The 23,775-nt window shown below is 66.4% G+C and carries 23 protein-coding genes; 19 read left to right on the forward strand and 4 right to left on the reverse strand.

Annotation, left to right across the window (positions count from 1 at the left end):
- Positions 1-10 precede the first annotated feature (10 nt).
- The 8 genes from prmA to LU688_RS24360 all read left to right on the forward strand — a co-directional run bounded on the left by prmA (position 11) and on the right by LU688_RS24360 (position 10,502).
- Complete coding sequence (gene prmA, locus LU688_RS24325) at positions 11-889, forward strand: 50S ribosomal protein L11 methyltransferase (RefSeq protein WP_046854052.1); 879 nt, start codon at positions 11-13, stop codon at positions 887-889.
- A 43-nt stretch (positions 890-932) separates the two neighbouring features.
- Positions 933-2,252: a DUF3426 domain-containing protein gene (locus LU688_RS24330; RefSeq protein WP_104444855.1), complete on the forward strand. Its 1,320-nt coding sequence runs from the start codon at positions 933-935 to the stop codon at positions 2,250-2,252.
- 204 nt (positions 2,253-2,456) lie between these two features.
- On the forward strand, positions 2,457-3,470 hold the full coding sequence (gene dusB / locus LU688_RS24335; RefSeq protein WP_038706874.1) for a tRNA dihydrouridine synthase DusB: 1,014 nt from the start codon (positions 2,457-2,459) through the stop codon (positions 3,468-3,470).
- Entirely contained in the window at positions 3,467-3,787 is a 321-nt protein-coding gene (gene fis, locus LU688_RS24340; RefSeq protein WP_011535876.1) for a DNA-binding transcriptional regulator Fis, read from the forward strand. The genes dusB and fis overlap by 4 nt, the downstream gene beginning before the upstream one ends.
- A gap of 79 nt (positions 3,788-3,866) precedes the next feature.
- Entirely contained in the window at positions 3,867-5,474 is a 1,608-nt protein-coding gene (gene purH / locus LU688_RS24345) for a bifunctional phosphoribosylaminoimidazolecarboxamide formyltransferase/IMP cyclohydrolase (RefSeq protein ID WP_023630842.1), read from the forward strand.
- Between the two features lie 98 nt (positions 5,475-5,572).
- Positions 5,573-6,865: a phosphoribosylamine--glycine ligase gene (gene purD / locus LU688_RS24350; RefSeq protein ID WP_038706875.1), complete on the forward strand. Its 1,293-nt coding sequence runs from the start codon at positions 5,573-5,575 to the stop codon at positions 6,863-6,865.
- 136 nt (positions 6,866-7,001) lie between these two features.
- Positions 7,002-9,776, forward strand: a complete 2,775-nt coding sequence (locus tag LU688_RS24355; protein ID WP_038706876.1) for a hybrid sensor histidine kinase/response regulator — start codon at positions 7,002-7,004, stop codon at positions 9,774-9,776.
- Positions 9,777-9,905: 129 nt separating this feature from the next.
- Positions 9,906-10,502, forward strand: a complete 597-nt coding sequence (locus LU688_RS24360; protein WP_023633040.1) for a MarC family protein — start codon at positions 9,906-9,908, stop codon at positions 10,500-10,502.
- A 12-nt stretch (positions 10,503-10,514) separates the two neighbouring features.
- Here the strand turns inward: LU688_RS24360 and cobJ are convergent, their stop codons facing one another.
- From cobJ to cobG, 4 genes are read right to left on the reverse strand one after another with little or no spacing between them, the layout of a single operon-like run.
- A complete protein-coding gene (gene cobJ, locus LU688_RS24365; RefSeq protein WP_160290817.1) occupies positions 10,515-12,215 on the reverse strand; it encodes a precorrin-3B C(17)-methyltransferase in 1,701 nt (566 codons plus the stop codon).
- The gene (locus LU688_RS24370) at positions 12,203-12,934 is read right to left on the reverse strand and encodes a precorrin-2 C(20)-methyltransferase (RefSeq protein ID WP_031316572.1); all 732 of its coding nucleotides are present in this window, start codon (positions 12,932-12,934) and stop codon (positions 12,203-12,205) included. Before LU688_RS24370 ends, cobJ begins: the two co-directional genes overlap by 13 nt.
- Complete coding sequence (locus LU688_RS24375; protein WP_011535884.1) at positions 12,934-13,560, reverse strand: precorrin-8X methylmutase; 627 nt, start codon at positions 13,558-13,560, stop codon at positions 12,934-12,936. The genes LU688_RS24370 and LU688_RS24375 overlap by 1 nt, the downstream gene beginning before the upstream one ends.
- Positions 13,553-14,878, reverse strand: coding sequence for a precorrin-3B synthase (gene cobG / locus LU688_RS24380; protein ID WP_038706878.1), 1,326 nt, complete (start codon positions 14,876-14,878; stop codon positions 13,553-13,555). Before cobG ends, LU688_RS24375 begins: the two co-directional genes overlap by 8 nt.
- Positions 14,879-14,989: 111 nt before the next feature.
- On the opposite strand from cobG, the gene cbiE reads away from it, so the two are divergent.
- The 11 genes from cbiE (at position 14,990) to LU688_RS24435 (ending at position 23,743) form a co-directional block, all read left to right on the forward strand.
- Positions 14,990-16,201, forward strand: a complete 1,212-nt coding sequence (cbiE, locus tag LU688_RS24385; protein WP_160290830.1) for a precorrin-6y C5,15-methyltransferase (decarboxylating) subunit CbiE — start codon at positions 14,990-14,992, stop codon at positions 16,199-16,201.
- Positions 16,194-17,288, forward strand: coding sequence for a cobalt-precorrin-5B (C(1))-methyltransferase (locus tag LU688_RS24390; protein ID WP_094012239.1), 1,095 nt, complete (start codon positions 16,194-16,196; stop codon positions 17,286-17,288). Before cbiE ends, LU688_RS24390 begins: the two co-directional genes overlap by 8 nt.
- Positions 17,285-18,013: a cobalt-precorrin-6A reductase gene (locus LU688_RS24395; protein ID WP_160290816.1), complete on the forward strand. Its 729-nt coding sequence runs from the start codon at positions 17,285-17,287 to the stop codon at positions 18,011-18,013. The genes LU688_RS24390 and LU688_RS24395 overlap by 4 nt, the downstream gene beginning before the upstream one ends.
- A gap of 82 nt (positions 18,014-18,095) precedes the next feature.
- Complete coding sequence (vapB, locus tag LU688_RS24400; RefSeq protein WP_094012238.1) at positions 18,096-18,326, forward strand: type II toxin-antitoxin system VapB family antitoxin; 231 nt, start codon at positions 18,096-18,098, stop codon at positions 18,324-18,326.
- Positions 18,326-18,736 (forward strand): type II toxin-antitoxin system tRNA(fMet)-specific endonuclease VapC, encoded by a 411-nt coding sequence (gene vapC / locus LU688_RS24405; protein ID WP_028691288.1) that lies wholly within the window; start codon positions 18,326-18,328, stop codon positions 18,734-18,736. The genes vapB and vapC overlap by 1 nt, the downstream gene beginning before the upstream one ends.
- Before the next feature lie 72 nt (positions 18,737-18,808).
- Entirely contained in the window at positions 18,809-19,246 is a 438-nt protein-coding gene (locus tag LU688_RS24410) for an NfeD family protein (RefSeq protein ID WP_088852331.1), read from the forward strand.
- 26 nt (positions 19,247-19,272) lie between these two features.
- Positions 19,273-20,127, forward strand: a complete 855-nt coding sequence (locus tag LU688_RS24415; protein ID WP_023631114.1) for an SPFH domain-containing protein — start codon at positions 19,273-19,275, stop codon at positions 20,125-20,127.
- A gap of 111 nt (positions 20,128-20,238) precedes the next feature.
- Entirely contained in the window at positions 20,239-20,628 is a 390-nt protein-coding gene (locus LU688_RS24420) for a DUF2946 domain-containing protein (protein WP_094012237.1), read from the forward strand.
- A gap of 47 nt (positions 20,629-20,675) precedes the next feature.
- Positions 20,676-21,161: a copper chaperone PCu(A)C gene (locus LU688_RS24425; RefSeq protein WP_023631116.1), complete on the forward strand. Its 486-nt coding sequence runs from the start codon at positions 20,676-20,678 to the stop codon at positions 21,159-21,161.
- A gap of 20 nt (positions 21,162-21,181) precedes the next feature.
- On the forward strand, positions 21,182-21,607 hold the full coding sequence (locus tag LU688_RS24430; protein ID WP_023631117.1) for a DUF2946 domain-containing protein: 426 nt from the start codon (positions 21,182-21,184) through the stop codon (positions 21,605-21,607).
- A gap of 69 nt (positions 21,608-21,676) precedes the next feature.
- The gene (locus tag LU688_RS24435) at positions 21,677-23,743 is read left to right on the forward strand and encodes a TonB-dependent copper receptor (protein ID WP_160290815.1); all 2,067 of its coding nucleotides are present in this window, start codon (positions 21,677-21,679) and stop codon (positions 23,741-23,743) included.
- Positions 23,744-23,775 lie beyond the last annotated feature (32 nt).

Consider the following 23,775-nt stretch of genomic DNA (forward strand, 5'->3'; position numbering starts at 1 on the left):
GGTGCCCGCCATGCCCTGGCTGCAAGTACGCCTGGCCATCAGCCCGGAACAAGCCGAAACCTACGAAGACGCCCTGCTTGAAGTGGGCGCCGTCTCGGTGACCTTCATGGACGCAGAAGACCAGCCGATCTTCGAACCGGACCTCAACACCACCCCGCTGTGGTCGCACACGCACCTGCTGGCGCTGTTCGAGGCCGATGCCGAGCCCGAGCAGGTGTTCGCCCACCTGCGCCTGCTGACCGGCGCCGAGCTGCCCGAGTACCACGCCGAGGTGATCGAGGACCAGGACTGGGAGCGCAGCTGGATGGACAACTTCCAGCCGATGCGCTTCGGCCAGCGCCTGTGGATCGTGCCAAGCTGGCACGAAGCCCCGGAAAAGGACGCGGTGAACCTGCTGCTCGACCCGGGCCTGGCCTTTGGCACGGGTACCCACCCGACCACCGCGCTGTGCCTGGAATGGCTCGACGGCCAGCAGCTGCAAGGCACGCAAGTGCTCGACTTCGGCTGCGGCTCGGGCATCCTGGCCATTGCCGCGCTGCTGCTCGGCGCCCGCCACGCGGTCGGCACCGACATCGACGTGCAGGCTATCGAGGCCTCCCGTGACAACGCCCAGCGCAACGGCATTGCCGACGACACGTTCGACCTGTACCTGCCCGAGCAGATGCCGGCCATGCAGGCCGACGTGCTGGTCGCCAACATCCTGGCCGGCCCGCTGGTATCGCTGGCGCCGCAGCTATCCGGCCTGGTTCGCCCCGGCGGCCTGCTGGCGCTGTCGGGCATCCTCGCCGAACAGGGTGAGGAAGTGGCCGCCGCCTATGCCGCCGACTTCGACCTGGACCCGATCGTCGTGCGCGACGGCTGGGTACGTATCAGTGGTCGCCGCCGCTAAGCGCGCCTAGACTCAACTCCTGCACAGCTTCCCGGACAGCCGCATGACCGACAGTTTCGTCACCCAGTGCCCGCATTGCCAGACCAGCTTTCGCGTCACCCATCACCAGTTGAGCGTGGCCCGCGGCGTGGTGCGCTGCGGCCAATGCCTGCAGGTGTTCAACGCGGCGAAACAACTGCTGGAGCAGAACCGCGCCGCGGCTGGCGAAGGCGACACCCGTGCGCCGGCGCCGGCAGCCGAGCCGGCCGTGCCAGCGCCCGCAGCCGTGCAACCGGAGGCCGCCCCGCCGGCACCGAGCGAGGACAACTGGACGGTCACGGCCGAGGAACTGGATGCCCTCGATCTCGACCAGGAGCTGGCGCGCCTTGAACGGCGCAGCCCGGGTGATCGGCGCGCCGCCCCGGCCAAAGGCATGCTCCAGGCCCGCCGCGACGATCAGCTCGGCGATGGGCCTGGCGATGAACCGTTCGGCACCGCCACTGACGGCGACCGTGAGCCTGCGCAGGAGCGCGAGGACGCACCGATGCTGGTCGAGCAGGAGCCGCTGGACCTGGCGCCGGCCGACGACGAGCGCACCGAGCCTACCCTCGGCGCGACCAGCCTCGAGCTGGACGATGAGCCTCCAGTGCGCAATCAGCCACTCGACGAACCCTCGCGGCAGTTGCCCAACCACGACGAACCCTTGCCGGAGAAGGGCCTTTCGGCGCTTGACGACGAGGTGCACAGCGCGCCGTTCTCGGCCCGCGACTATGACCCCGAAGAACATCCCGGGCAACGCCTGGAACCGAGCCTGGCCACCAAGCCCGAACGCGCGCGCAAGGAGCCGCTGGTCGACGTGGTCGACGACCCGTTGCAGCTGGGCTGGGAAAAGCCCGCCCCGAACTGGGGAAAACGCCTGCTGTGGGGTTTCCTGACACTGCTGGCCGCGGGCCTGCTGGCATTCCAGTACGTCTGGTTCCACTTCGACGAAATGGCCCGCCAGGACCAGTATCGCCCTTGGTTCCAGCAGCTGTGCCCGATGTTCGGCTGCCAGGTGCCGACCCGCGTAGACATCTCGCGGATCAAAAGCAGCAATCTGGTAGTGCGCAGCCACCCGGACTTCAAAGGGGCGCTGATCGTCGACGCGATCATCTACAACCGCGCGCCCTTCGCCCAGCCCTTCCCCCTTCTCGAATTGCGCTTCGCCGACCTCAACGGCCAGCTGATCGCCAGCCGGCGCTTCAAACCAAGCGAGTACCTGTCGGGCGAGCTGGCCGGGCGCGGCGAGATGCCCAGCCAGACGCCGATCCACATCGCCCTGGACATCCTCGACCCTGGGCCGAAGGCGGTGAACTACAGCCTGAGCTTCCGTTCGCCGGAGTAAGCGACAGGCGGCAAGCTTCACACCGCAGGTAAATGCCTGTCCGCAGCCCTCTTGCAGCTTGAAGCTTGCCGCTTGGCACTGGATGTCATAACGCCGCAACTGTTCAGATTTTATCCAGATTCATCTTTATCCGGTCATCGAGAGCGGGTATCATGCCATCCCTTTTTCGACTCCAATGATTCGGCCCCACAACAGGGAACACCTATGTCGGCGGTACGCATCGGCCCTTACACACTGCAGAACAACCTGATCCTGGCCCCGATGGCCGGCGTCACGGACCAACCTTTCCGTACCCTGTGCAAGCGTCTGGGAGCGGGCATGGTGGTCTCGGAGATGGTCTCCAGCGACATGCGTCTGTGGAATAGCCGCAAGTCGAGCCTGCGCCGCATACATGAAAGCGATCCCGAGCCACGCTCGGTGCAGATCGCCGGCGGCGATGCGCAGATGATGGCCGAGGCGGCCCGGGCCAATGTCGAGGCCGGCGCGCAGATCATCGACATCAACATGGGTTGCCCGGCGAAAAAAGTCTGCAACAAGGCCGCAGGCTCTGCTTTATTGAGAGATGAAGCCTTGGTCACCGAAATCCTCCACGCCGTCGTCGGCGCCGTGGACGTGCCGGTGACGCTGAAGATCCGCACCGGCTGGGACCGGGCAAGCAAGAACGGCCTGAACGTGGCGAAGATCGCCGAACAGGCCGGCATCCAGGCGCTGGCGGTGCATGGCCGCACACGCGCCGACCTGTACACCGGTGACGCCGAGTACGACACCATCGCCGCGATCAAGCAGGCGGTGTCGATCCCGGTTTTCGCCAACGGCGACATCACTTCGCCGGAAAAGGCCCGGGCGGTGCTGCATGCCACCGGCGCCGACGGCCTGCTGATCGGCCGTGCCGCCCAAGGGCGGCCGTGGATTTTCCGCGAGATCGAGCATTACCTGCGCACGGGCGAGCACCTGCCCACCCCGGCGCTGGACGAAGTGGAACGCATTCTGCTGGAACACCTGGCCGCGCTGCATGCCTTCTATGGCGATGTGATGGGCGTGCGGATCGCCCGCAAGCACGTTGGCTGGTACCTGGCAACCCGACCTGGCGGCAAGGAGTTCCGCAGCCAGTTCAACGCTTTGCAAGACACACAAGCGCAGTGCGCCAACGTTCAGGCTTATTTTGCCGAACGTCGACAGAGCCTTGGGACAGAGGACGAACAAGGGGTGGCCGCATGACGATGATGACCGAGACATTAGTGAGTGGAACAACGCCCGTGAGCGACAACGCCAACCTCAAGCAGCACCTGAACACGCCGAGCGAGGAGGGCCAGACCCTGCGCGACAGCGTCGAGAAGGCGCTGCACAACTACTTCGCCCACCTGGAAGGCGCTACCGTCACGGACGTGTACAACCTGGTGCTCTCGGAAGTCGAGGCGCCGCTGCTCGAATGCGTGATGAACTACGTAAAGGGCAACCAGACCAAAGCCAGCGAGATGCTCGGGCTCAACCGAGGCACGCTGCGCAAGAAGCTCAAGCAGTACGATCTGTTGTAAGGCCAGAACCCCAACCAGAAAAGGCGCTCATGCAAAAAGGCGCCTTTTTTGCTGACTCCACCGCGTTATGGAATCTGAAATGACCGACCAGACTACCCGCCTGCCGATCCGCCGCGCCCTGATCAGCGTCTCCGACAAGACCGGTATCCTCGAATTCGCCCGGGAGCTGCAACAGCTCGGTGTCGAGATCCTGTCCACCGGCGGCACCTACAAGCTGCTCAAGGATAATGGCGTGAACGCGGTGGAAGTGGCCGACTACACCGGCTTCGCCGAAATGATGGACGGCCGGGTCAAGACCCTGCATCCGAAGATCCACGGCGGCATTCTCGGCCGTCGCGGCACCGACGACGCCATCATGAACGAGCATGGCATCAAGCCGATCGACCTGGTCGCGGTCAACTTGTACCCGTTCGAAGCCACCATCAGCAAGCCGGGCTGCGACCTGCCGACAGCCATCGAGAACATCGACATCGGCGGCCCGACCATGGTCCGTTCCGCGGCGAAGAACCACAAGGACGTGGCCATCGTGGTCAACGCCAGCGATTACGCCGGCATTGTCGAAGGCCTGAAAGCCGGCGGCCTGACCTACGCCCAGCGCTTCGACCTGATGCTCAAGGCCTTCGAGCACACCGCCGCCTACGACGGCATGATCGCCAACTACATGGGCACCATCGACCAGGCAAAGGACACCCTGTCCACCGAAGATCGCAGCGAGTTCCCGCGCACCTTCAACAGCCAGTTCGTCAAGGCCCAGGAAATGCGCTACGGCGAGAACCCGCACCAGAGCGCGGCGTTCTACGTCGAGGCCAAGAAGGGCGAGGCCAGCATTTCCACCGCCATCCAGCTGCAAGGCAAGGAGCTGTCGTTCAACAACGTGGCCGATACCGACGCCGCGCTGGAGTGCGTGAAGAGCTTCGTCAAGCCGGCCTGCGTGATCGTCAAGCACGCCAACCCGTGCGGCGTGGCCGTGGTGCCTGAAGACGAAGGCGGTATCCGCAAGGCCTACGACCTGGCCTACGCTACCGACACCGAGTCGGCATTCGGCGGCATCATCGCCTTCAACCGCGAGCTGGACGGCGAAACCGCCAAAGCCATCGTCGAGCGCCAGTTCGTCGAAGTGATCATTGCCCCGAAAATCTCCCAGGCCGCCCGCGAAGTCGTGGCCGCCAAGCAGAACGTGCGTCTGCTGGAGTGCGGCGAGTGGCCAGCCGAGCGCGCCGCCGGTTGGGACTTCAAGCGCGTCAACGGTGGCCTGCTGGTGCAGAGCCGCGATATCGGCATGATCACTGCCGACGACCTGAAGATCGTCACCAAGCGTGCGCCGACCGAGCAGGAAATCCACGACTTGGTGTTTGCCTGGAAAGTGGCCAAGTTCGTCAAGTCCAACGCCATCGTCTACGCCAAGCAGCGCCAGACCATCGGCGTCGGCGCCGGCCAGATGAGCCGCGTCAACTCCGCGCGCATCGCCGCGATCAAGGCCGAACATGCCGGCCTGCAAGTGCAGGGCGCGGTAATGGCTTCGGATGCGTTCTTCCCGTTCCGTGATGGCATCGACAACGCGGCTAAAGTGGGTATCAGCGCGGTGATCCAGCCAGGTGGTTCGATGCGTGATGCCGAAGTCATCGCCGCTGCCGACGAAGCCGGTATCGCCATGGTATTCACCGGCATGCGCCACTTCCGCCACTGATTATGGCAATCGGCCGCACTGAAGCAGGCATCTGCTTCAGTGCGACCTCGTACAGCGAGGGGTGCTGCCTCTCGTTCGACAGATTTCGAGGTTTTGACATGAAAGTTTTGATCATCGGCAGCGGCGGTCGCGAACACGCCCTGGCCTGGAAAGTCGCCCAGGACCCACGGGTCGAGAAAATCTTCGTGGCGCCAGGTAACGCCGGCACCGCCAGCGAAGCCAAGTGCGAGAACGTCGCCATCGACGTCACCGCCCTGGAGCAACTGGCCGACTTCGCCGAGAAGAACGTCGACCTGACCATCGTCGGCCCGGAAGCGCCGCTGGTGATCGGTGTCGTGGACCTGTTCCGCAGCCGCGGCCTGGACTGCTTCGGCCCGACCAAGGGCGCGGCCCAGCTAGAAGGCTCCAAGGCCTTCACCAAGGACTTCCTGGCCCGCCACAAGATCCCGACTGCCGACTACCAGAACTTCACCGAGATCGAGCCGGCCCTGGCCTACCTGCGTGAAAAAGGTGCGCCGATCGTGATCAAGGCCGACGGCCTGGCCGCCGGTAAAGGTGTAATCGTCGCCATGACCTTGCAGGAAGCCGAAGACGCCGTGCGCGACATGCTCGCCGGCAACGCCTTCGGTGAAGCCGGTTCGCGCGTGGTGATCGAAGAGTTCCTCGACGGCGAAGAAGCCAGCTTCATCGTCATGGTCGACGGCCACAACGTGCTGCCCATGGCCACCAGCCAGGACCACAAGCGTGTCGGCAACCAGGATACCGGCCCGAACACCGGCGGCATGGGTGCCTACTCCCCTGCCCCCGTGGTCACCGCCGACGTGCACCAGCGCGTGATGGACCAAGTGATCTGGCCAACCGTGCGCGGCATGGCCGAGGAAGGCAACGTCTACACCGGCTTCCTGTATGCCGGCCTGATGATCGACAAGGCAGGCAACCCCAAGGTCATCGAGTTCAACTGCCGCTTCGGCGACCCGGAAACCCAGCCGGTCATGCTGCGCCTGGAGTCGAGCCTGGTACTGCTGATCGAAGCCGCCTTCGCCAAGGCCCTGGACAAGGTCGAGGCGCAGTGGGATCCGCGTCCTAGCCTGGGCGTGGTGCTGGCCGCCGGTGGCTACCCGGGCGACTACGCCAAAGGCGCCGTGATCAGCGGCCTCGACGCGGCCGCCAAGCTTGAAGGCAAAGTGTTCCACGCCGGCACCGCGCTGAAGGACGGCCAGGTGGTCACCGCCGGTGGCCGCGTACTGTGCGCCACCGCCATGGGCGACACCGTCGAAGCCGCCCAGCAGCAGGCCTACCGCCTGGCCGAGCAGGTCAAGTGGGACGCCAGCTTCTACCGCAACGACATCGGCTACCGGGCCATCGCCCGCGAGCGCGGTGAGCAGCAGTAAAAGTGCAGCCAACGGTCGTGCCGTTCCCGGCGCACGGCCTTCGGCTCGTCGTCAAGGCCCCGCCGGGGCCTTGCCTTCGCCTTGGCGCGCCGCGCATAGTGGATATCCGGCACATTAGCTAAGAAGGGATTTCGTCGTGCGTCGGCTTCGGATTGCCATAGCCCTGATCGTCAGCCTGCTGACCCTGCTCTGCCTGCTCCCGGCACACGCCGAACAGGCCGCGGGCTGGTCGGCGCTGCTCGATGAACAGGCCAACCTGCAGCTGTCCGACGTGCGCTCCGAACGCTACCGCAACCAGTTCAGCCCATTGGCCCTCGAAGAACTGGATGCCGCCCTCCCCGACCAGGCCCTGTGGTTGCACTACCGCCTGGATCCGAGCGACCAGGAACAACTGGTACGCATTTTCGCCCCCGACCTGTCACGCCTGGACCTCTACGCCCTGGAAGGCGGCAAACTGCTGCGCCAGCTGCACCATGGCCGGCAGGGCGACGGCCTCAGCCCCACCCTGCGCGGCAGGGACCACGTGCTGCCACTGCCGCACAGCAACCAACCGCTGGATATCTACCTGCGGCTGGTTTCCGAACACCAGCTGCGCCCGGCCATCACTGTCGAGACCACCGCCCACGCCGCCGCCGACCAGCGCCAGTCGCTGCTGTTCGGCCTGCTGTTCGGGGGGCTGGCCATGCTGATCCTGCACAACCTGATCCGCTTCGGCTACACACGCTCCAGCACCACGCTGGTGCTGGCGCTGTACCACGGCCTGATGCTGCTCAGCGCGCTGATCCTGCTCAACCTCAGTGGCCCCTGGTGGCACCTGTGGCACAGCGCGCAGACCCCGGCAGCCTACCTGACCCTGGTACTGGCTGGCCTGGCCGGATTGTATTTCACCCTGCATTTCTTCTCCCCCTGCAGTTCGGCGCGGCTCAACCGCCTGCTGCACATGGAGATGCTGGTGGCCGCCGTCAGCGGCCTGGTGCTGCTGTTCGTCGATACGCTGCCGCTGAACCTGATGACCTATGCCCTGCTCGCCCTGGGCAGCGTGAGCATGCTGCTGGTCAGCGGCTATCACTGGTACAAGGGCTACGGCCCGGCGCGCCTGTTCGCCGTGGCGATGCTGGTGTTCAACCTCGGCGGCCTGGTGCTGCTACCGGCCCTGCTGGGCCTCACCCGCACCTCCACGCCCTGGTTGTTGTGCATCCTCATGGCGCTGACCGTGGTCAGCGGCCTGCTGCTCAACCTCGCGGTCAGCGAGCGCCTGCGCCGGATCAGCGAGGAGCGCTTCCGCGCCAGCCGCGCCCTGGCCGCCAGCGACGCCGAGATCAACGCCAAGGCCGAGTTCCTGGCCAAGATCAGCCATGAGATCCGCACCCCCATGAACGGCGTGCTGGGCATGACCGAGCTGCTGCTCGGCACGCCGCTGTCGGTCAAGCAGCGCGACTATGTGCAGACCATCCACAGCGCCGGCAACGAACTGCTCACCCTGATCAACGAAATCCTCGACATCTCCAAGCTCGAGTCGCGGCAGATCGAGCTGGACGACGTGCAGTTCGACCTCAACGCCCTGATCGAGGACTGCCTGAACATCTTCCGGGCCAAGGCCGAACAGCAGAACATCGAGCTGATCAGCTTCACCCAGCCACAAGTGCCGCGAGTGGTCAGCGGCGACCCGACGCGCCTGCGCCAGGCCTTGTCGAGCCTGCTGGACAACGCCCTGAAAAACACCACCCAGGGCGAGATCCTGCTGGTGGTGGCCCTCGACCAGCGTGGCGACAGCCCGCGCCTGCGCATCGCCGTGCAGGACAGCGGCGAGCCCATGCCGCCGGCCGAGCGCGACGCCTTGCTTCAGGCCGAGCTGCACAGCCGCCACTTCCTCTCCAGCAACAAGCTCGGTGGCCACCTGGGCCTGGTGATCGCCAAGCAACTGATCGGCCTGATGCAGGGCGAGTTCGGCATCAAGACCAGCACCAGCATGGGCAACACCCTGTGGCTGACCCTGCCGCTCGACCCGCTGCGCCTGGAGCAGCCGCCTACCGACCTCGACGGCCCGCTGCGCGACGCCCGGGTGCTGGTGGTGGACGACAACGACACCTGCCGCAAGGTGCTGGTGCAGCAATGCAGCGCCTGGGGCATGAACGTCAGCGCGGTGCCGTCGGGCAAGGAGGCACTGGCCTTGCTGCGCACCAAGGCGCACCTGCGCGACTATTTCGACGCGGTGCTGCTCGACCAGAACATGCCCGGCATGACCGGCATGCAACTGGCGGCGAAGATCAAGGAAGACCCGAGCCTGAACCACGACATCCTGGTGGTGATGCTCACCGGCATCAGCAACGCGCCGAGCAAGATCATCGCCCGCAACGCCGGGGTCAAGCGCATCCTGGCCAAGCCGGTGGCCGGCTACACGCTCAAGACCACCCTTGCCGAGGAACTCGCCCTGCGCGGCCGCGAGCAGGCCGCGCCGCCACTGCCGGTCGGCACCCCGGTGCCGCTGGACCTGCCCGGCGACTTCCGCATCCTGGTGGCCGAGGACAACAGCATCTCGACCAAGGTCATCCGCGGCATGCTCGGCAAGCTCAACCTCGAGCCGGATACCGCCAGCAACGGCGAAGAGGCCCTGCAGGCGATGAAGGCCAAGCACTACGACCTGGTACTGATGGACTGCGAGATGCCAGTGCTCGACGGTTTCTCCGCCACCCAGCAGCTGCGCGCCTGGGAGACCGCCAACCAGCGCCCGCGCACCCCGGTGGTGGCATTGACCGCGCATATCCTCAACGAGCACAAGGAACGCGCGCGCCTGGCCGGCATGGACGGGCACATGGCCAAGCCGGTGGAGCTGTCGCAATTGCGCGAGCTGGTGCAGTTCTGGGCGGGGCAGCGGCAGGTGGTGTCCGACGGCACCACGCAGATCCTGTAGCAGCGGCTTCAGCCGCGAGGCAACCACCACACAATCTTGCACCCGCTTCGCGGGTGATCGCGGTTGAAGCCGCTCCTACAGGTTCCGTGCTATACAGGTGCCACCCATTCCCGTCGCGGACCCAGCGCCATGCTCCATGAGTTGTTCAGCGTCTACCTGAAAATGCTCGTGCTCTACAGCCCCTTCTTCGTGCTCTCATGTTTCATCGGCCTGACCCGCGGCCACTCCAGCAAGGAGCGCAAGCAACTGGCCTGGCGGGTAGCCATTGCCACGCTGGTCGCCAGCGTGCTGCTGTACCTGTTCGGGCGGGTGATCTTCGGGGTATTCGGCATCACCGCCGACGCCTTCCGCATCGGCGCAGGCTCGGTGCTGTTCATCTCCGCGCTGGGCATGGCCCAGGGCAAGTCGGCGGTGCAGACCGACAACGTGCAGCAGGACGTGACCATCGTGCCGCTGACCATTCCGCTCACCGTCGGCCCCGGCACCATCGGCGCGCTGCTGGTGATGGGCGTGGGCCAGCCACACTGGGACGACAAGCTGCTGGCCATCGTCAGCATCGCCCTGGCCAGCTTCACCGTGGGCCTGGTGCTGTACCTCTCGCACCGTATCGAACGGATCCTGGGCGACCAGGGTCTGCAGATCGTCAGCCGCCTGATGGGGCTGTTCGTCTGCGCCCTCGCGGCGCAGATCATCTTCACCGGGATCAAGGGCTACCTGCTGCCCTGACCCCGGCTGCGCTCAGGGCTTGGCGGGGTACCAGCGCGGCGTGTACACCCACTGGCCGCCATCGGCACGGGGGAAGGTGCAGGTGGTCGAGGAGCCGACCAGCACCATGGTGCGCATGTCGACCATCTCCGGCAGCAGTTCGCCCAAGGTCACCACCCGCAGGGTCTGCCCTGGCCGGCCGATATCACGGCCCAGCACCACGGGGGTGCCTGCGTCGCGATGGCGGCGTACCAGCTCCAGCGCCACGCCCAGCTGATGCGGCCGGGACTTGGAGATCGGGTTGTAGAACGCCAGAACCAGATCCGCCTGGGCCGCCAGGTCGAGGCGTTTCTCGATGATCGACCAGGGCTTGAGGTTGTCGGACAGCGACATCACGCAGAAGTCGTGGCCCAGTGGCGCCCCTGCCTGGGCTGCGGTAGCCAGCGAGGCCGAGACACCGGGCAGGATCTCCAGCTCGACGCGCTGCCAGGCCGGGTCACTGGATTCGTGGAGCGCTTCGAGCACTGCGGCAGCCATGGCGAACACGCCCGGATCGCCCGACGACACCACCACCACCGAACGCCCTTGCGCCGCCAGCTCGAAGGCATGGCGGGCGCGCTGCATCTCTTCGCGGTTGTCGGTGCAATGCAGCACCTGATCGTTGCGGAAGGGGCCGGCCATGCGCACGTAGGTTTCGTAACCCAGCACATCCTGCGCACGCGCCAGCTCAGCCTTGACCGCCGGTACCATCAGCTCGGCGGCACCAGGGCCCAGGCCGATCACGGCCAGGCGGCCACGGCGCCGGCCAACGCGGCCGATGTCGACAGGTGCCGGGCAAACGGCGTGGGCGAGCCCGACGGCCGAACCTACCCGCGCTTGCGGCACTGCATCAGCCAGCATCCGCTCCAGGCTTTCGGCAGCCGGGGCGAAGCGCAGTGCGACATTCAGTGCCTGTGCAGCTTCGTGCAGCGCCGGCTCCGTCATCTCGGCTTCGCTCGCCAGCAGGCAGGCCAGCGCGGGCTCGGCGATGTTCGCCCGCAGCAGTTCCTCGCGTATTTGGTGCACCAGGTCGGCGCTACCGGCCGTGACCGCCACCACCACGCAACGCGCATGGATCAGCAGTTCGTCCCGGCTGGCCGGACGCAGTGCGCTGCCCACGTGGATAGTGCGTTGCGCCTCGTCACTGGCGGGCAACTGCGCGTGTTCGAGCCACGGCGCGTCGCCTTCGACACGCACCGTCTCGCCCGCCAGCAGGTCGGAGACGAAGCGCTTGCCCTGCTCCAGGTCCCCCAGCGCGTAACCCTCGGGCGGGTTGAGCAGGCAGGTGCCAAAGCGCAGTTCGCCACTGGTGGTGATCGCCGCGCTCACACCCAGCGCCTCACCAATCTCTCGGGCCATGACATTGACCCCACCCAGGCCACCGAGCAGCGGCACCACGGCGCTGCCGTCCTCGGCCACAACCAGTACCGGTGGCTCGACGCCTTTTTCGCTCAACAGCGGCGCCAGGGTGCGAATGACGATACCCGCCGCGCACAGGGCGATGATCGGCGTGTCCTGCTGGTACAGCGCCCGCAGGGTGTCGCCAAATGCTGCGTAGTAGCGGTCGGCCCCTTCAACGCGCCCTTCCAGGCCATGGATCAGCGCCTGTGGATAACAGGCCTGGATACGCCGCGCGGTGGCCAGGCTGCCCGGGCCGAGAATGACGATTGCCGGAGCCTTGTTCATCCCTGCCATTTCTCACCCGGCACGATGATCAGCGAGAAGTAAGGCGAGGACTGTGGGTCGACCTCGTCCAGCGCGACGATCTTCTGGTTGGCCATGGTCGCCCGCTCCACGTACAGCGCACGGCTATCCATGCCCAGTTCGGCGAGCACCAGGCGCACCTTGGGGAAGTTGCGTCCCAGTTTCATGATCACTGCGGCGTCGGCATCGGCCAGACGGCGCTTGAGCTCCTCATGGGGCAACACGCCAGAAAGCACGGTGAGGGTCTGGTTGCGATACACCAGCGGCGCTCCGAGCACCGAGGCGCCGCCGAGCATCGAGCACACGCCCGGGATCACCTGGGCCTCGTAGCGCGAGGCCAAGCGGTCGTGCAGATACATGTAGGAGCCGTAGAAGAACGGGTCGCCCTCGCAGATCACCGCCACGTCACGGCCGGCATCCAGGTGTTCGGCCACCTGCAGGCTGGCTTCGTCGTAGAAGTCGCTGATCACCTGCTCATAGGACAGCGGCGCGGGCAGCGCTTCGGTGGTCACCGGGTACACCAGCGGCAACAGGGTCTGTTCGGCCTGCAGGTGCGCTTCGATGATGCCGAAGGCATTGCCGCGCTTGCCCTTGGCGACGAAGTACGCCACCACCGGAGCCTCGCGCAGCAGGCGCAAGGCCTTGACCGTGATCAGCTCAGGGTCGCCTGGGCCCACGCCCAGGCCCAGCAGTCGTCCGCGTGCCTGCATTATTCCACCTCCGTGGCCAGGGCGTTGACTGCCGCGGCGGCCATCGCGCTGCCGCCCAGGCGGCCCTGCATGATCACGAACGGCACGCCGCGGCTGTCGGCGGCGAGCATCGCCTTGGATTCGGCGGCGCCGACGAAGCCGACCGGGAAGCCGAGGATCAACGCCGGTTTCGGTGCACCGGCATCGAGCATTTCCAGCAGGTAGAACAGCGCGGTCGGCGCGTTGCCAATCACCACCACGCTGCCTTCCAGGTGCGGACGCCACAGCTCCAGGGCCACGGCGGAACGGGTGTTGCCTTCGGCCTTGGCCAGGTCCGGCACGCTCGGGTCGCGCAGGGTGCAGATCACCGGGTTGTTGGCAGGCAGACGGGCGCGGGTGATGCCTTCGGCGACCATGTGCGCGTCGCAGAGGATCGGCGCGCCCTTGGCCAGGGCCTCGCGACCGGCAGTGCCGGCGCCTTCGGAAAACTGCAGGCCATCGATGGCCTCGACCATGCCGCAGGCATGGATCACGCGCACAGCGAGCTTTTCAAGATCGGCGGGGATCCGCTCGAGCCGGGCTTCCTCGCGGATGATGCGGAAGGAATTGCGATAGATCTCCTGACCATCGCGGATGTAGTCAATCATCAAGGTGCTCCGTCGGCAGGTCGAGCATGGCGCCTGCTTCTTCTGGGGTGAGGTCGGCGCCGCGCAGCCTGCCGAAGCCCGGCTGGCGCGCATCGCGCAAGTAAAGGTCATAGCGGCCCGGGGCGCGGGCCAGCAGGGTGGCCGGGGCCGTGTGGGCCATGGCGCAGGAACGTGGGCAGGCGCACAGGTGCACGCTGCCTGGGGCGCCGTGGTGCAGCAAGCCGGCCAGGGTCACGGCATCGGCCTTGGTGTCGGCCTGGCCCTTGGCGCAGCCGCTGGAGCCAGTGCAGGCGACGACCCGCGCCAGCGGGTGCTCGCTGTGGCACAGCAGGCCCAGGGCCGCAAGGTGTTCGCGGGCAGGCTGCACATGGGTCGGGTTCAGGTTGGTCAGTACCAGGCTCTGCCAAGGCGTCAGGCGCAAGCTGCCATCGCCCCATTGGCGGACGACATGGGCGGCGCCGCGCAGCATGGCCGGAGTCAGGCGACCAAGGGGTGGCGCGACGCCCAGGGCCACGCCCTGGCGCTGGGGCAGCACGCCAAGCCAGGCACTTGTCGTTGCCGGGCGCTGCCAAGCCAGCGATGAGGTGTCGATTTGCAGGGGCAGCCCTTCAAGGAAGTGCTCCACCGGGCACACCTGCAGCAATTGACGCATGCGCGACTGCTCGGGCGTCGCCAGGTCGAGGAAGCGCTCCAGCACTGCACGCACCAACGCCAGCCCCTGGTCCACCGGCACCGCGCCCAGCGCCTGGCTATTCGACAGGCTGCTGGCGAGCCCGAACCGCAACCAGATGCGTCCTTCGCGCTGCATCGCGGACAGCCACAGATCATGGGCGTGCTCGAGCATCGCCAGCGCTTCGCCGCCATCGAGTTGCATGGCGAACTTGGCCGACAGCTTGTGGAACCTGGGTGTACTTTCCAGCAGGTCGAGAACCTGCCCGGCCAACGGTCGGGTGTCGAACACCATGGCCGGATCGAGACCGGCCAATGGGCTGACCATGAGGTTGCGCACATCATCACCGGCCGCGTCACGCGGGCCGAGCCCGGCAACCAGCAGATGCTCGACCAGGCCCCGGTGATCATCACCGATGCCGCGAATCTGCAGATTGGCCCGGTTGGTCGCCTCGATCACGCCTCCGGCAAAACGCTCGGCGGCGTCGGCCACGGCATCGGCCTGGTCGGCCAGCAGCAGGCCACCGGGCAGCTTGATCCGGCAGATGCCGCCATCGCGCGCGGCGACGATACGCCACAACCCCGGGCAGGCCGAGGGACGGGGCGAAACTTCGGGGGGCAGGGGCGGCGTCAAGGGGGCATCCGGCAATCGTGAAAGTGCGCTTCAGTGTAGAAGGCGCGGTATTATGCCTGCTTTGTCCGGCGGCATGAAAAACCGGTGGTCGAACGCCCCGCGATCAATGAACGGTACGAGGAACAGATGGCCCCCTGGCTGACAGTAATAGGCATCGGCGAAGACGGCTTCAGCGGCCTGGGCAAACAGGCCCGGCGCGCCCTGCTAGCAGCCACGCGCATCATCGGTGCCCCGCGCCAGCTGGCCCTGTTGCCCCGCTGCGTCACCGCCGAGCAACTGCACTGGCCCAGCCCCTTCTCCCTGGCCCCGGTCCTGGCCCTGCGCGGTGAGCCGGTATGCGTATTGGCCAGCGGCGATCCGATGTTCTACGGCGTCGGCGCCAGCCTGGCGCGCCAGCTGCCCGCCGAGGAACTGCAGGTGCTGTCGATGCCCTCCTCCTGCGCCCTGGCCGCCGCCCGCCTGGGTTGGCCGCTGCAGGACGTGCAGGTGGTCTCGGTGGTCGCCCGCCCGCTGGCGGCGCTCAATGCCCACCTGTACAGCGGCATGCGCCTGCTGGTGTTGAGCAACGACGAAAGCAGCCCCGCGGCCATTGCCGCGCAGTTGCGCGAACGTGGCTTCGGCCCCAGCCGTCTCCAGGTGTTCGAACACCTCGGCGGCCCACTGGAACGAACGCTGAGCGGCACCGCCGACGATTGGCCACATACCGACATCGCCCTGCTCAACCTGGTCGCCATCGAATGCCAGGCCTCACCTGATACCCCACGCCTGCCTCGCGTGGCCGGCCTGCCCGACAGCGCCTTCCGTCACGACGGCCAGCTGACCAAGCGCGACGTACGAGCGATTACCCTGGCCCGCCTGGCACCGCAGCCGGGCGAACTGCTGTGGGACGTAGGCGCCGGTTGCGGCTCCATCGGCATCGAATGGATGCGCGCCCATCCCAGCTGCCGCACCCTTGCGATCGAGGCAGACGAAGGCCGCCAGGGCTACATCGAACACAACCGCGACACCCTCGGGGTGCCCGGCCTGCAACTGATCCGCGGCAAGGCACCCGAGGCCTTGGCCGGGCTGGAGCGTCCGGACGCGATCTTCATCGGCGGCGGCGTCACCCGCGAAGGCGTGCTCGACCTGTGCTGGCAGCGCCTGCTGCCGGGCGGGCGCCTGGTTGCCAACGCCGTCACGCTGCAAAGCGAGGTCGCCCTGGCGCAGTTTCGCGACCAGCATGGCGGCGAGTTGACCCGTATCCATATCGCCCACTCCCAGCCGCTGGGCAGTTTCGACACCTGGCGCCAGGCCCTGCCGATCACTTTGCTCGATGTGGTGAAACCCGTCGATGCGTGAAGAAACCCGCGAACAGCCCGCGCCCCTGCGCAGCGGCCTGACCACCGGCAGCTGCGCCACCGCCACCAGCCTGGCGGCGGCGCGCCTGCTGCTGACCGGCCAGCACAATGACGCGGTGCACATCACCCTGCCCAAGGGCAAGGTGGTAGAGATGCGCCTGGAGTTCTGCCATCTCAAAGGCGAAGCCGCCGAAGCCGGCACCCTGAAAGATGCCGGCGACGACCCCGATGTCACCCATGGCGCCCTGCTCTACAGCCAGGTGCGCCTGCTGGCCGAGCCCGGCATTCGCTTTGTCGCCGGGCAAGGCGTGGGGACCGTGACCCGCCCGGGGCTGGTGCTGGGCGTCGGCGAGCCGGCGATCAACCCGGTACCGCGCAGGATGATCGGCGACCACTTGCAACAGTTGGCCTGCGAATGTGGCTATGACGGCGGTTTTGAAGTCACGGTCAATGTCCAGGACGGCGAGTCGCTGGCCCTGAAGACCATGAACCCGCGCCTGGGCATCCTCGGCGGGCTGTCGATCCTCGGTACCAGCGGCATCGTCCGGCCGTTTTCCTGCTCGGCCTACATCGCCTCGATCCACCAGGGCATCGACGTCGCCCACACCAACGGCTACACGCACATCGCCGCCTGCACCGGCAACGCCAGCGAAGACACCATGCGCCGGGTCTACGACCTGCCGGAAATCGCCCTGATCGAGATGGGCGACTTCGTCGGCGCCGTGCTCAAGCACCTGCGCAAGGTACCCGTGCCGCGCCTCACGCTGTGCGGCGGCTTCGGCAAGATCAGCAAGCTGGCCGCCGGGCACATGGACCTGCACAGCCGTCATTCGAGCATCGACCTGCCGCAACTGGCGGGCTGGGCGGCGGCCATTGGCGCGGACCAGGCCCTGCAACAGGCGATCGTCGCCGCCAACACCAGCCAGCAGGCCCTCGCCCTGGCGCATGCCGCCGGCATCGCCCTGGGTGACGAGGTGTGCCGCCACGCCCTGGTCTTCGCCCGCAGCGTGGTGCCGGCCCAGGTGCAGGTGGAAGTGTTCGCCATCGACCGCCAGGGTGGCATCGTCGGCAAGGCGGGTGTGGCATGAACGGGCGCATCCTGCTCCTCGGCGGCGTCACCGAAGCCCTGGCCATCGCCCGCCAGTTGGGTCCGCAACATGTCTACAGCCTCGCCGGCATCGGCCGCATTCCCCAGGACCTGGCCTGCCAGGTGCGAGTCGGCGGCTATGGCGGCGCCGAAGGCCTGGCCGAGTACATGCGCGCCGAAGGCATCGACCTGCTGATCGACGCCACCCATCCCTATGCCGCGCAGATCAGCCGCAACGCCGCCCTCGCCGCACACTGCGCCGGCATTCCCTGCTGGGCCCTGCGCCGTCCGGCATGGCAGGCGCAGCCCGGTGATGACTGGCGCGAAGTCGAGGACTGGGCCGGGCTGATCGCGGCGCTGGCCCCATTCGAACGCCCCTTGTTCACCCTGGGTCGAGGGCCCCTGCAACACCTGGACGAAATCCCGCCACACCAGTTCTGGACCCTGCGCGCCCTCGAGGCGTGCCCCGGCAATGACCGCTGCGAAGTGATCGGTGCGCGCGGGCCATTCCTCATCGACGATGAACGTGCCCTGTTCGAACGTCGGCAGATCGACGTGCTGGTGAGCAAGAACAGCGGCAGCACGGCCACCGAGCCGAAACTGGAAGTGGCGCGGGAGCGCGGGATTCCAGTACTGGTGCTCGAGCGGCCGGTGCTGCCGGAAGTGGATCGGGCATTTCACGATGCAGGGTCGCTGCTAGAGGCACTCGGCCTGTTCAAGGCCTGATCATGCTACGTATATCCCATTGACATATCCACTCCTGGAATTAAACTCCGGACATACATTTGCGCTTTCAAGGAGGCCCATCATGGAGCAAGGTGCAGTCTTCAAAAGCAACCGCAGCCAGGCTATCCGCATGCCAAAAGCCCTCGCCCTTCCAGACGACGTCACCCGAGTGGACATCGTCGCGGTGGGCCGTTCCCGTATCATCTCGCCTGCCGGCGAAAGCTGGGACAGCTGGTTCGAGGGTGACGATGTGAGTTCGGACTTCATGGCGAGCAGGGAACAGCCAGCCGACCAGGAGCGCGAAGGATTCTGATGCTCAGGTACATGCTCGATACCAACATCTGCATTTTCACCATCAAGAACAAGCCACAAGTGGTGCGCGAGGCATTCAATCGGCACCACGGCCAGTTGGCCATCAGCACGGTAACCCTGATGGAGTTGATCTACGGTGCGGAAAAGTCCGCCGCGCCGGAGCGTAATCTGGCCATTGTCGAGGGGTTCGCCGCACGGCTCGATGTGCTTGACTACGACATTCAGGGCGCAGCTCACACCGCGCAGCTACGTGCGGAACTGGCCAAGGCCGGCACGCCCATCGGCCCCTACGACAGAATGATTGCCGGCCACGCCCGCGCGCGCGGCCTCACGCTGGTGACCAACAACCTGCGCGAGTTCCAGCGTGTTCCGGGGCTGCGTGTGGAAGATTGGGTGACACATCCACGCTGACGGTCGCGAGATGGCCCTGTGCCTTGATCCTGCCGTAAAATCACCTCTCCCCTTCTGGAAGGCTCCACCCATATGGAAATGCAATGGTGGATCTGGCTCGTCTTCGGCGTGGCCTTGATCCTGCTGGAACTGGTACTCCCCACCTTCTTCATCCTCTGGTTCGGCATCGGCGCCGTGCTGGTGTCGCTCGTCTCGCTGCTCGCGCCCAGCCTGCAACTCGATATGCAGGGCCTGCTGTGGGTGGTGTTCTCATCGATCACCACCGTGCTCTGGTTCAAGGTGTTCCGCCGCAAGAAGCCAGACGTGCGCTGGACCGCCGACAGCGTGATCGGCGAGGTCGGCCTGCTGACCGCCAACGTGTCGCAGTTCCAGAAAGGCCGGGTGCGCTTCCAGAAACCGATCCTCGGCAACGAGGAATGGACCTGCGTCGCCGACAGCGACATCCCCGCCGGCGAGCGCGTGCGCCTGGCCGCCATCGAAGGCAACACCGCCCGGGTTACCCGGGCCTGAATCCGCACTAAAAGGAAGTTCGCACCATGACCAGCCTCATCGTCGTCGCCACCCTCGCTGTATTCGTCCTCATCACCGTGTTCAAGGGCGTGCGCATCGTGCCCCAGGGCGAGGAATGGATCGTCGAGCGCCTGGGCCGCTACCACAGCACTCTCAAGCCGGGCCTGAACATCGTCATTCCGTACATGGACGTGGTCGCCTACCGCCTGCCGACCAAGGACATCATCCTCGATGTGCAACAGCAGGAAATCATCACCAAGGACAATGCGGTGATCGTCGCCAACGCCCTGTGCTTCGCCAAGGTGGTCGACCCACAGAAAGCCTCGTACGGCGTGCAGAACTTCTCGTTCGCCGTCACCAGCCTGACCATGACCTCGCTGCGCGCCATCGTCGGCGCCATGGACCTGGACGAGGCGCTGTCCAGCCGCGAGCAGATCAAGGCGCGCCTGCGCGAGGCGATGTCCGAGCAAACCGAAGACTGGGGCGTGACCGTGCGCTCGGTGGAGATCCAGGACATCAAGCCGTCGCCGAGCATGCAGACCGCCATGGAGCGTCAGGCCGCCGCCGAGCGTGAACGTAAAGCCGACGTGACCCGCGCCGAGGGCAACAAGCAGGCGGCGATTCTCGAGGCCGAAGCGCGCCTGCAGGCGGCCAAGCTGGATGCCGAGGCCCAGGTGAACCTGGCCGAGGCGTCGGCGCGGGCGATCACCCTGGTCAAGGAAGCCGTGGGTAGCGAGACCGTGCCGGCCATGTACCTGCTGGGTGAGCGTTACATTGGCGCAATGGAAAACCTGGCGGCCAGCGACAATTCGAAAGTCGTGGTGCTGCCGGCTGACCTGCAGGAAACCGTGCGCGGCCTGATGGGGCGCGGCAAGGCCTGATATCACCTGCGGCTGCTGTGCAGCCCCAGGTGCGGCACTTCACCGCACCCCGGCTTTTTTACCTATACTCCGCCGTACAATAGCCATCACGATTCCTGACCGGATCTCTCCATGCCCCCACGTCGGCACATTGCCTGGATAGCCTGCCTTGCAGTGCTGTTCAACCTGCTGGCCATGCCGCTGTCTTCTGCCGCGCCCAAAGGCCCGGCCGAGCAGCTGCTGTGGGGGGCTTTCTGCTCCAGCATGGCCAACAAGGCCAAGGTCGATGTCCAGGCCCTGGCCAAGATCGACCTGGGGCAGCAAAGCGACGAAAGCGCCAGCATGATGAACTGCTGGTGCTGCCTGGGCGCGGCGCCACTGCTGGCCTTGCCCAGCTACCCGCCACAGTTGCACAACCCGCCGCTTCTGATCGCCAGGCACCTGCCGCACCTCGCCGACTACCAACCCACGCCGCGCCAGCTCTGGCCCGCGCTCAATCCTCGTGCCTCTCCGCTGGTCTGATTTCACTACGCTGTCCTTCAGAAACTGAACAGACCGGAGACTCACCCATGCTCAAGCAAGCCCTCGTCCTGGCCGCCCTGCTGCTGCCCGGCGCCTACGCCAACGCCCACGAGTACAGCGTCGGCGACCTGCACATCGCCCACCCCTGGTCGCTGGAGCTGCCGCCGAACGCGCCTAACGTCGCGGCCTACTTTGTCGTGCACAACAACGGCAAGGCCGATGACCGCCTGCTCTCGGTGCAAAGCCCCATCACCGACGACGCCCAGTTGCACGAGCATGTGATGAGCGCCGCCGGCGCCATGAAGATGCAGCATGTACCTAGCGTATTGGTCCCGGCCGGCAAGGATGTGGTGTTCGCCCCCAGCGCCTACCACGTGATGATCATGCAGCCCAAGGACCGCAGCCTGCTCACCGATGGCAAACGCTTCCCGCTGACCCTGCACTTCGAGAAAGCCGGTGACGTCACGGTCGACGTCGCGGTGCAGAAGCAGCCGCCGGCCGAACAAGCCGCAGCGCACGAACACACGCACTGACCGACTGACAGGCGCTCGCCATGAGCCTGCCGCGCTACAGCTCCGCCCGCAGCACCCGCCCTGATCGCAGGCGCGTCGGTGGCGGCTGGCTGAGCCTGTTCGCCATGTGGATGATCTTCATCGGCCCGCTGGTTTCCCAGTCGATGCCAATGGAGCACCACGCCGGCATGCCCATGGACATGTCGATGAGCATGCCCATGGCCCACGCTCACGACGAGCACCATGGCCACGGCAACGATGGCCAGCTGCATGTCATGTGGGAGAAGTGCGGCTACTGCAGCCTGCTGTTCAACTGCCCCGCCCTGCCCCAGACCCTCAGCCCGCTGACTGCGGGCAGCCAACTCCCCCCTGTCCACCTCGCCAATGCCACGCGCCAGGGCCATGCCCGGCAGGCTGTATTCCCCGGCGCCCGCAGCCGCGCGCCGCCCGGTTCGATCGTCGCCTGAACACAACCCGATAAACGCCCGAAGCCAGGAGGCTTCGCGCTGACTCATGACTGATCGACTGGAATCATTATGTCCGGCTGCACCCCTGTTTTTGCCCTTTCCCTGCGCGGCACCATCGCCGTGCTCTGCGGCTCGCTGCTCGCGCCACTGGCCCTTGCCGCCGAAACCGGCCACGAAGGCCACATCCACGACGCGGCCGAACTGAGCCCGACGGTGATCACCGCCATCGCCCCGAGCTCGCCGCTGACCGTGGTCACCAACCCCAAGGACCCGCGCCAGCCCGTGCCGGCCAGCGACGGCGGTGACTACCTCAAGACCATCCCCGGGTTCTCGGTGATCCGCGCTGGCGGCACCAATGGCGACCCGGTGCTGCGCGGCATGTTCGGTTCGCGCCTGAACATCCTCACCAACGGCGGCATGATGCTCGGCGCCTGCCCGGGCCGCATGGACGCGCCAACCTCGTACATCTCGCCGGAAACCTACGACCGCCTCACCGTGATCAAGGGCCCGCAGAGCGTGATCTGGGGGCCGGGCGGCTCGGCTGGCACCATTCTCTTCGAGCGTGAGCCGGAGAAGTTCGGCGAGTTGGGTAGCCGGGTCAACGGCAGCGTATTGGCTGGCTCCAACGGCCGCTTCGACAAGGTCCTCGACGCCGCGGCCGGCAACCAGCTCGGCTACGTGCGCTTCATCGGTAACCAGTCGCACTCGGACGACTTCGAGGACGGCAACGGCGATACCGTGCCGTCGCGCTGGGACAAGTGGAACGGCGACGTCAGCCTCGGCTGGACCCCGGACGCCGACACCTTGCTGGAACTGACCGCTGGCAAGGGCGACGGCGAGGCTCGCTCCGCCGGACGCGGCATGGACGGTTCGCAGTTCAAGCGCGAGAGCCTGGGGCTGCGCTTCGAGAAGTCCAACCTGGGCGAGGTGCTCGACAAGGTCGAGGCGCAGGTCTACTACAACTACGCTGACCACGTGATGGACAACTACACCCTGCGCACTCCGTCGGGCACCGGCATGATGGGCATGCCCATGGTCAGCAACGTCGACCGCCGTACCATGGGCGCACGGATCAAGGCCACCTGGCGCTGGGCCGACGTGCAACTGATCAGCGGCATCGACGCGCAGACCAACGAACACCGCCAGCGCGGCGGCATGGGCGTCAACGCGCACAAGGGCCAGCCCTGGACCAAGGACGCCGACTTCCACAACTACGGCGCCTTCGGCGAGCTCACCTGGTATGCGACCGGTGAGGATCGCCTGGTCACCGGCGCCCGCCTGGACCGTGCCTCGGCCCGCGATTTCCGCAAGGGCAGCGCCACCGAAGGCGACACCCGCGCCGACACCCTGCCCAGCGGCTTCGTGCGCTACGAGCACGACCTGGCGGCGATTCCGGCCACCACCTACATCGGCCTCGGCCACACCCAGCGCTTCCCCGACTACTGGGAGCTGTTCTCGCCCAAGCGCGCCCCGGCCGGCTCGGTCAACGCCTTCGACGGCATCAAGCCGGAGAAGACCACCCAGCTCGACTTCGGCATCCAGTACCGCGACGAGCGCCTGGAGGCCTGGGCCTCGGGTTATGTCGGGCAGGTCCGCGACTACATCCTGTTCGACTACCAGCGCAACATGATGGGCTCGCTCACCTCCCAGGCGCAGAACGTCGACGCCCGCATCATGGGCGGCGAACTGGGCGCGGCCTACAAACTGACCGAGAACTGGAAGGCCGACGCCACCCTGGCCTACGCCTGGGGCAAGAACAGCAGCGACGGCAAGGCCCTGCCACAGATGCCACCGCTGGAAAGCCGCCTGGGGCTGACCTACAGCCGCGACACCTGGAGCGTCGGTGCCCTGTGGCGCCTGGTCGCCGAGCAGACCCGCATTGCCAAAAACCAGGGCAACGTGGTCGGCAAGGATTACGACGCAAGCTCAGGCTTCGGCGTGTTCTCGCTCAACGGCGCCTACAAGGTCAACAACAACCTCAAGCTCAGCGCGGGCGTCGACAACCTGTTCGACAAGGCCTACGCCGAGCACCTGAACCTGGCCGGGAACGCCGGGTTCGGCTACCCGGCCAGCGCCACGGACCCGGTGAACGAGCCAGGCAGGACCTTCTGGACCAAGGTCGACTTCAGCTTCTGACAACAACAAACGGGCGCGGGACCTGACCGCGC

It is taken from the genome of Pseudomonas soli (assembly GCF_021283165.2).
GTDB classification, from domain to species: Bacteria; Pseudomonadota; Gammaproteobacteria; order Pseudomonadales; family Pseudomonadaceae; genus Aquipseudomonas; species Aquipseudomonas soli.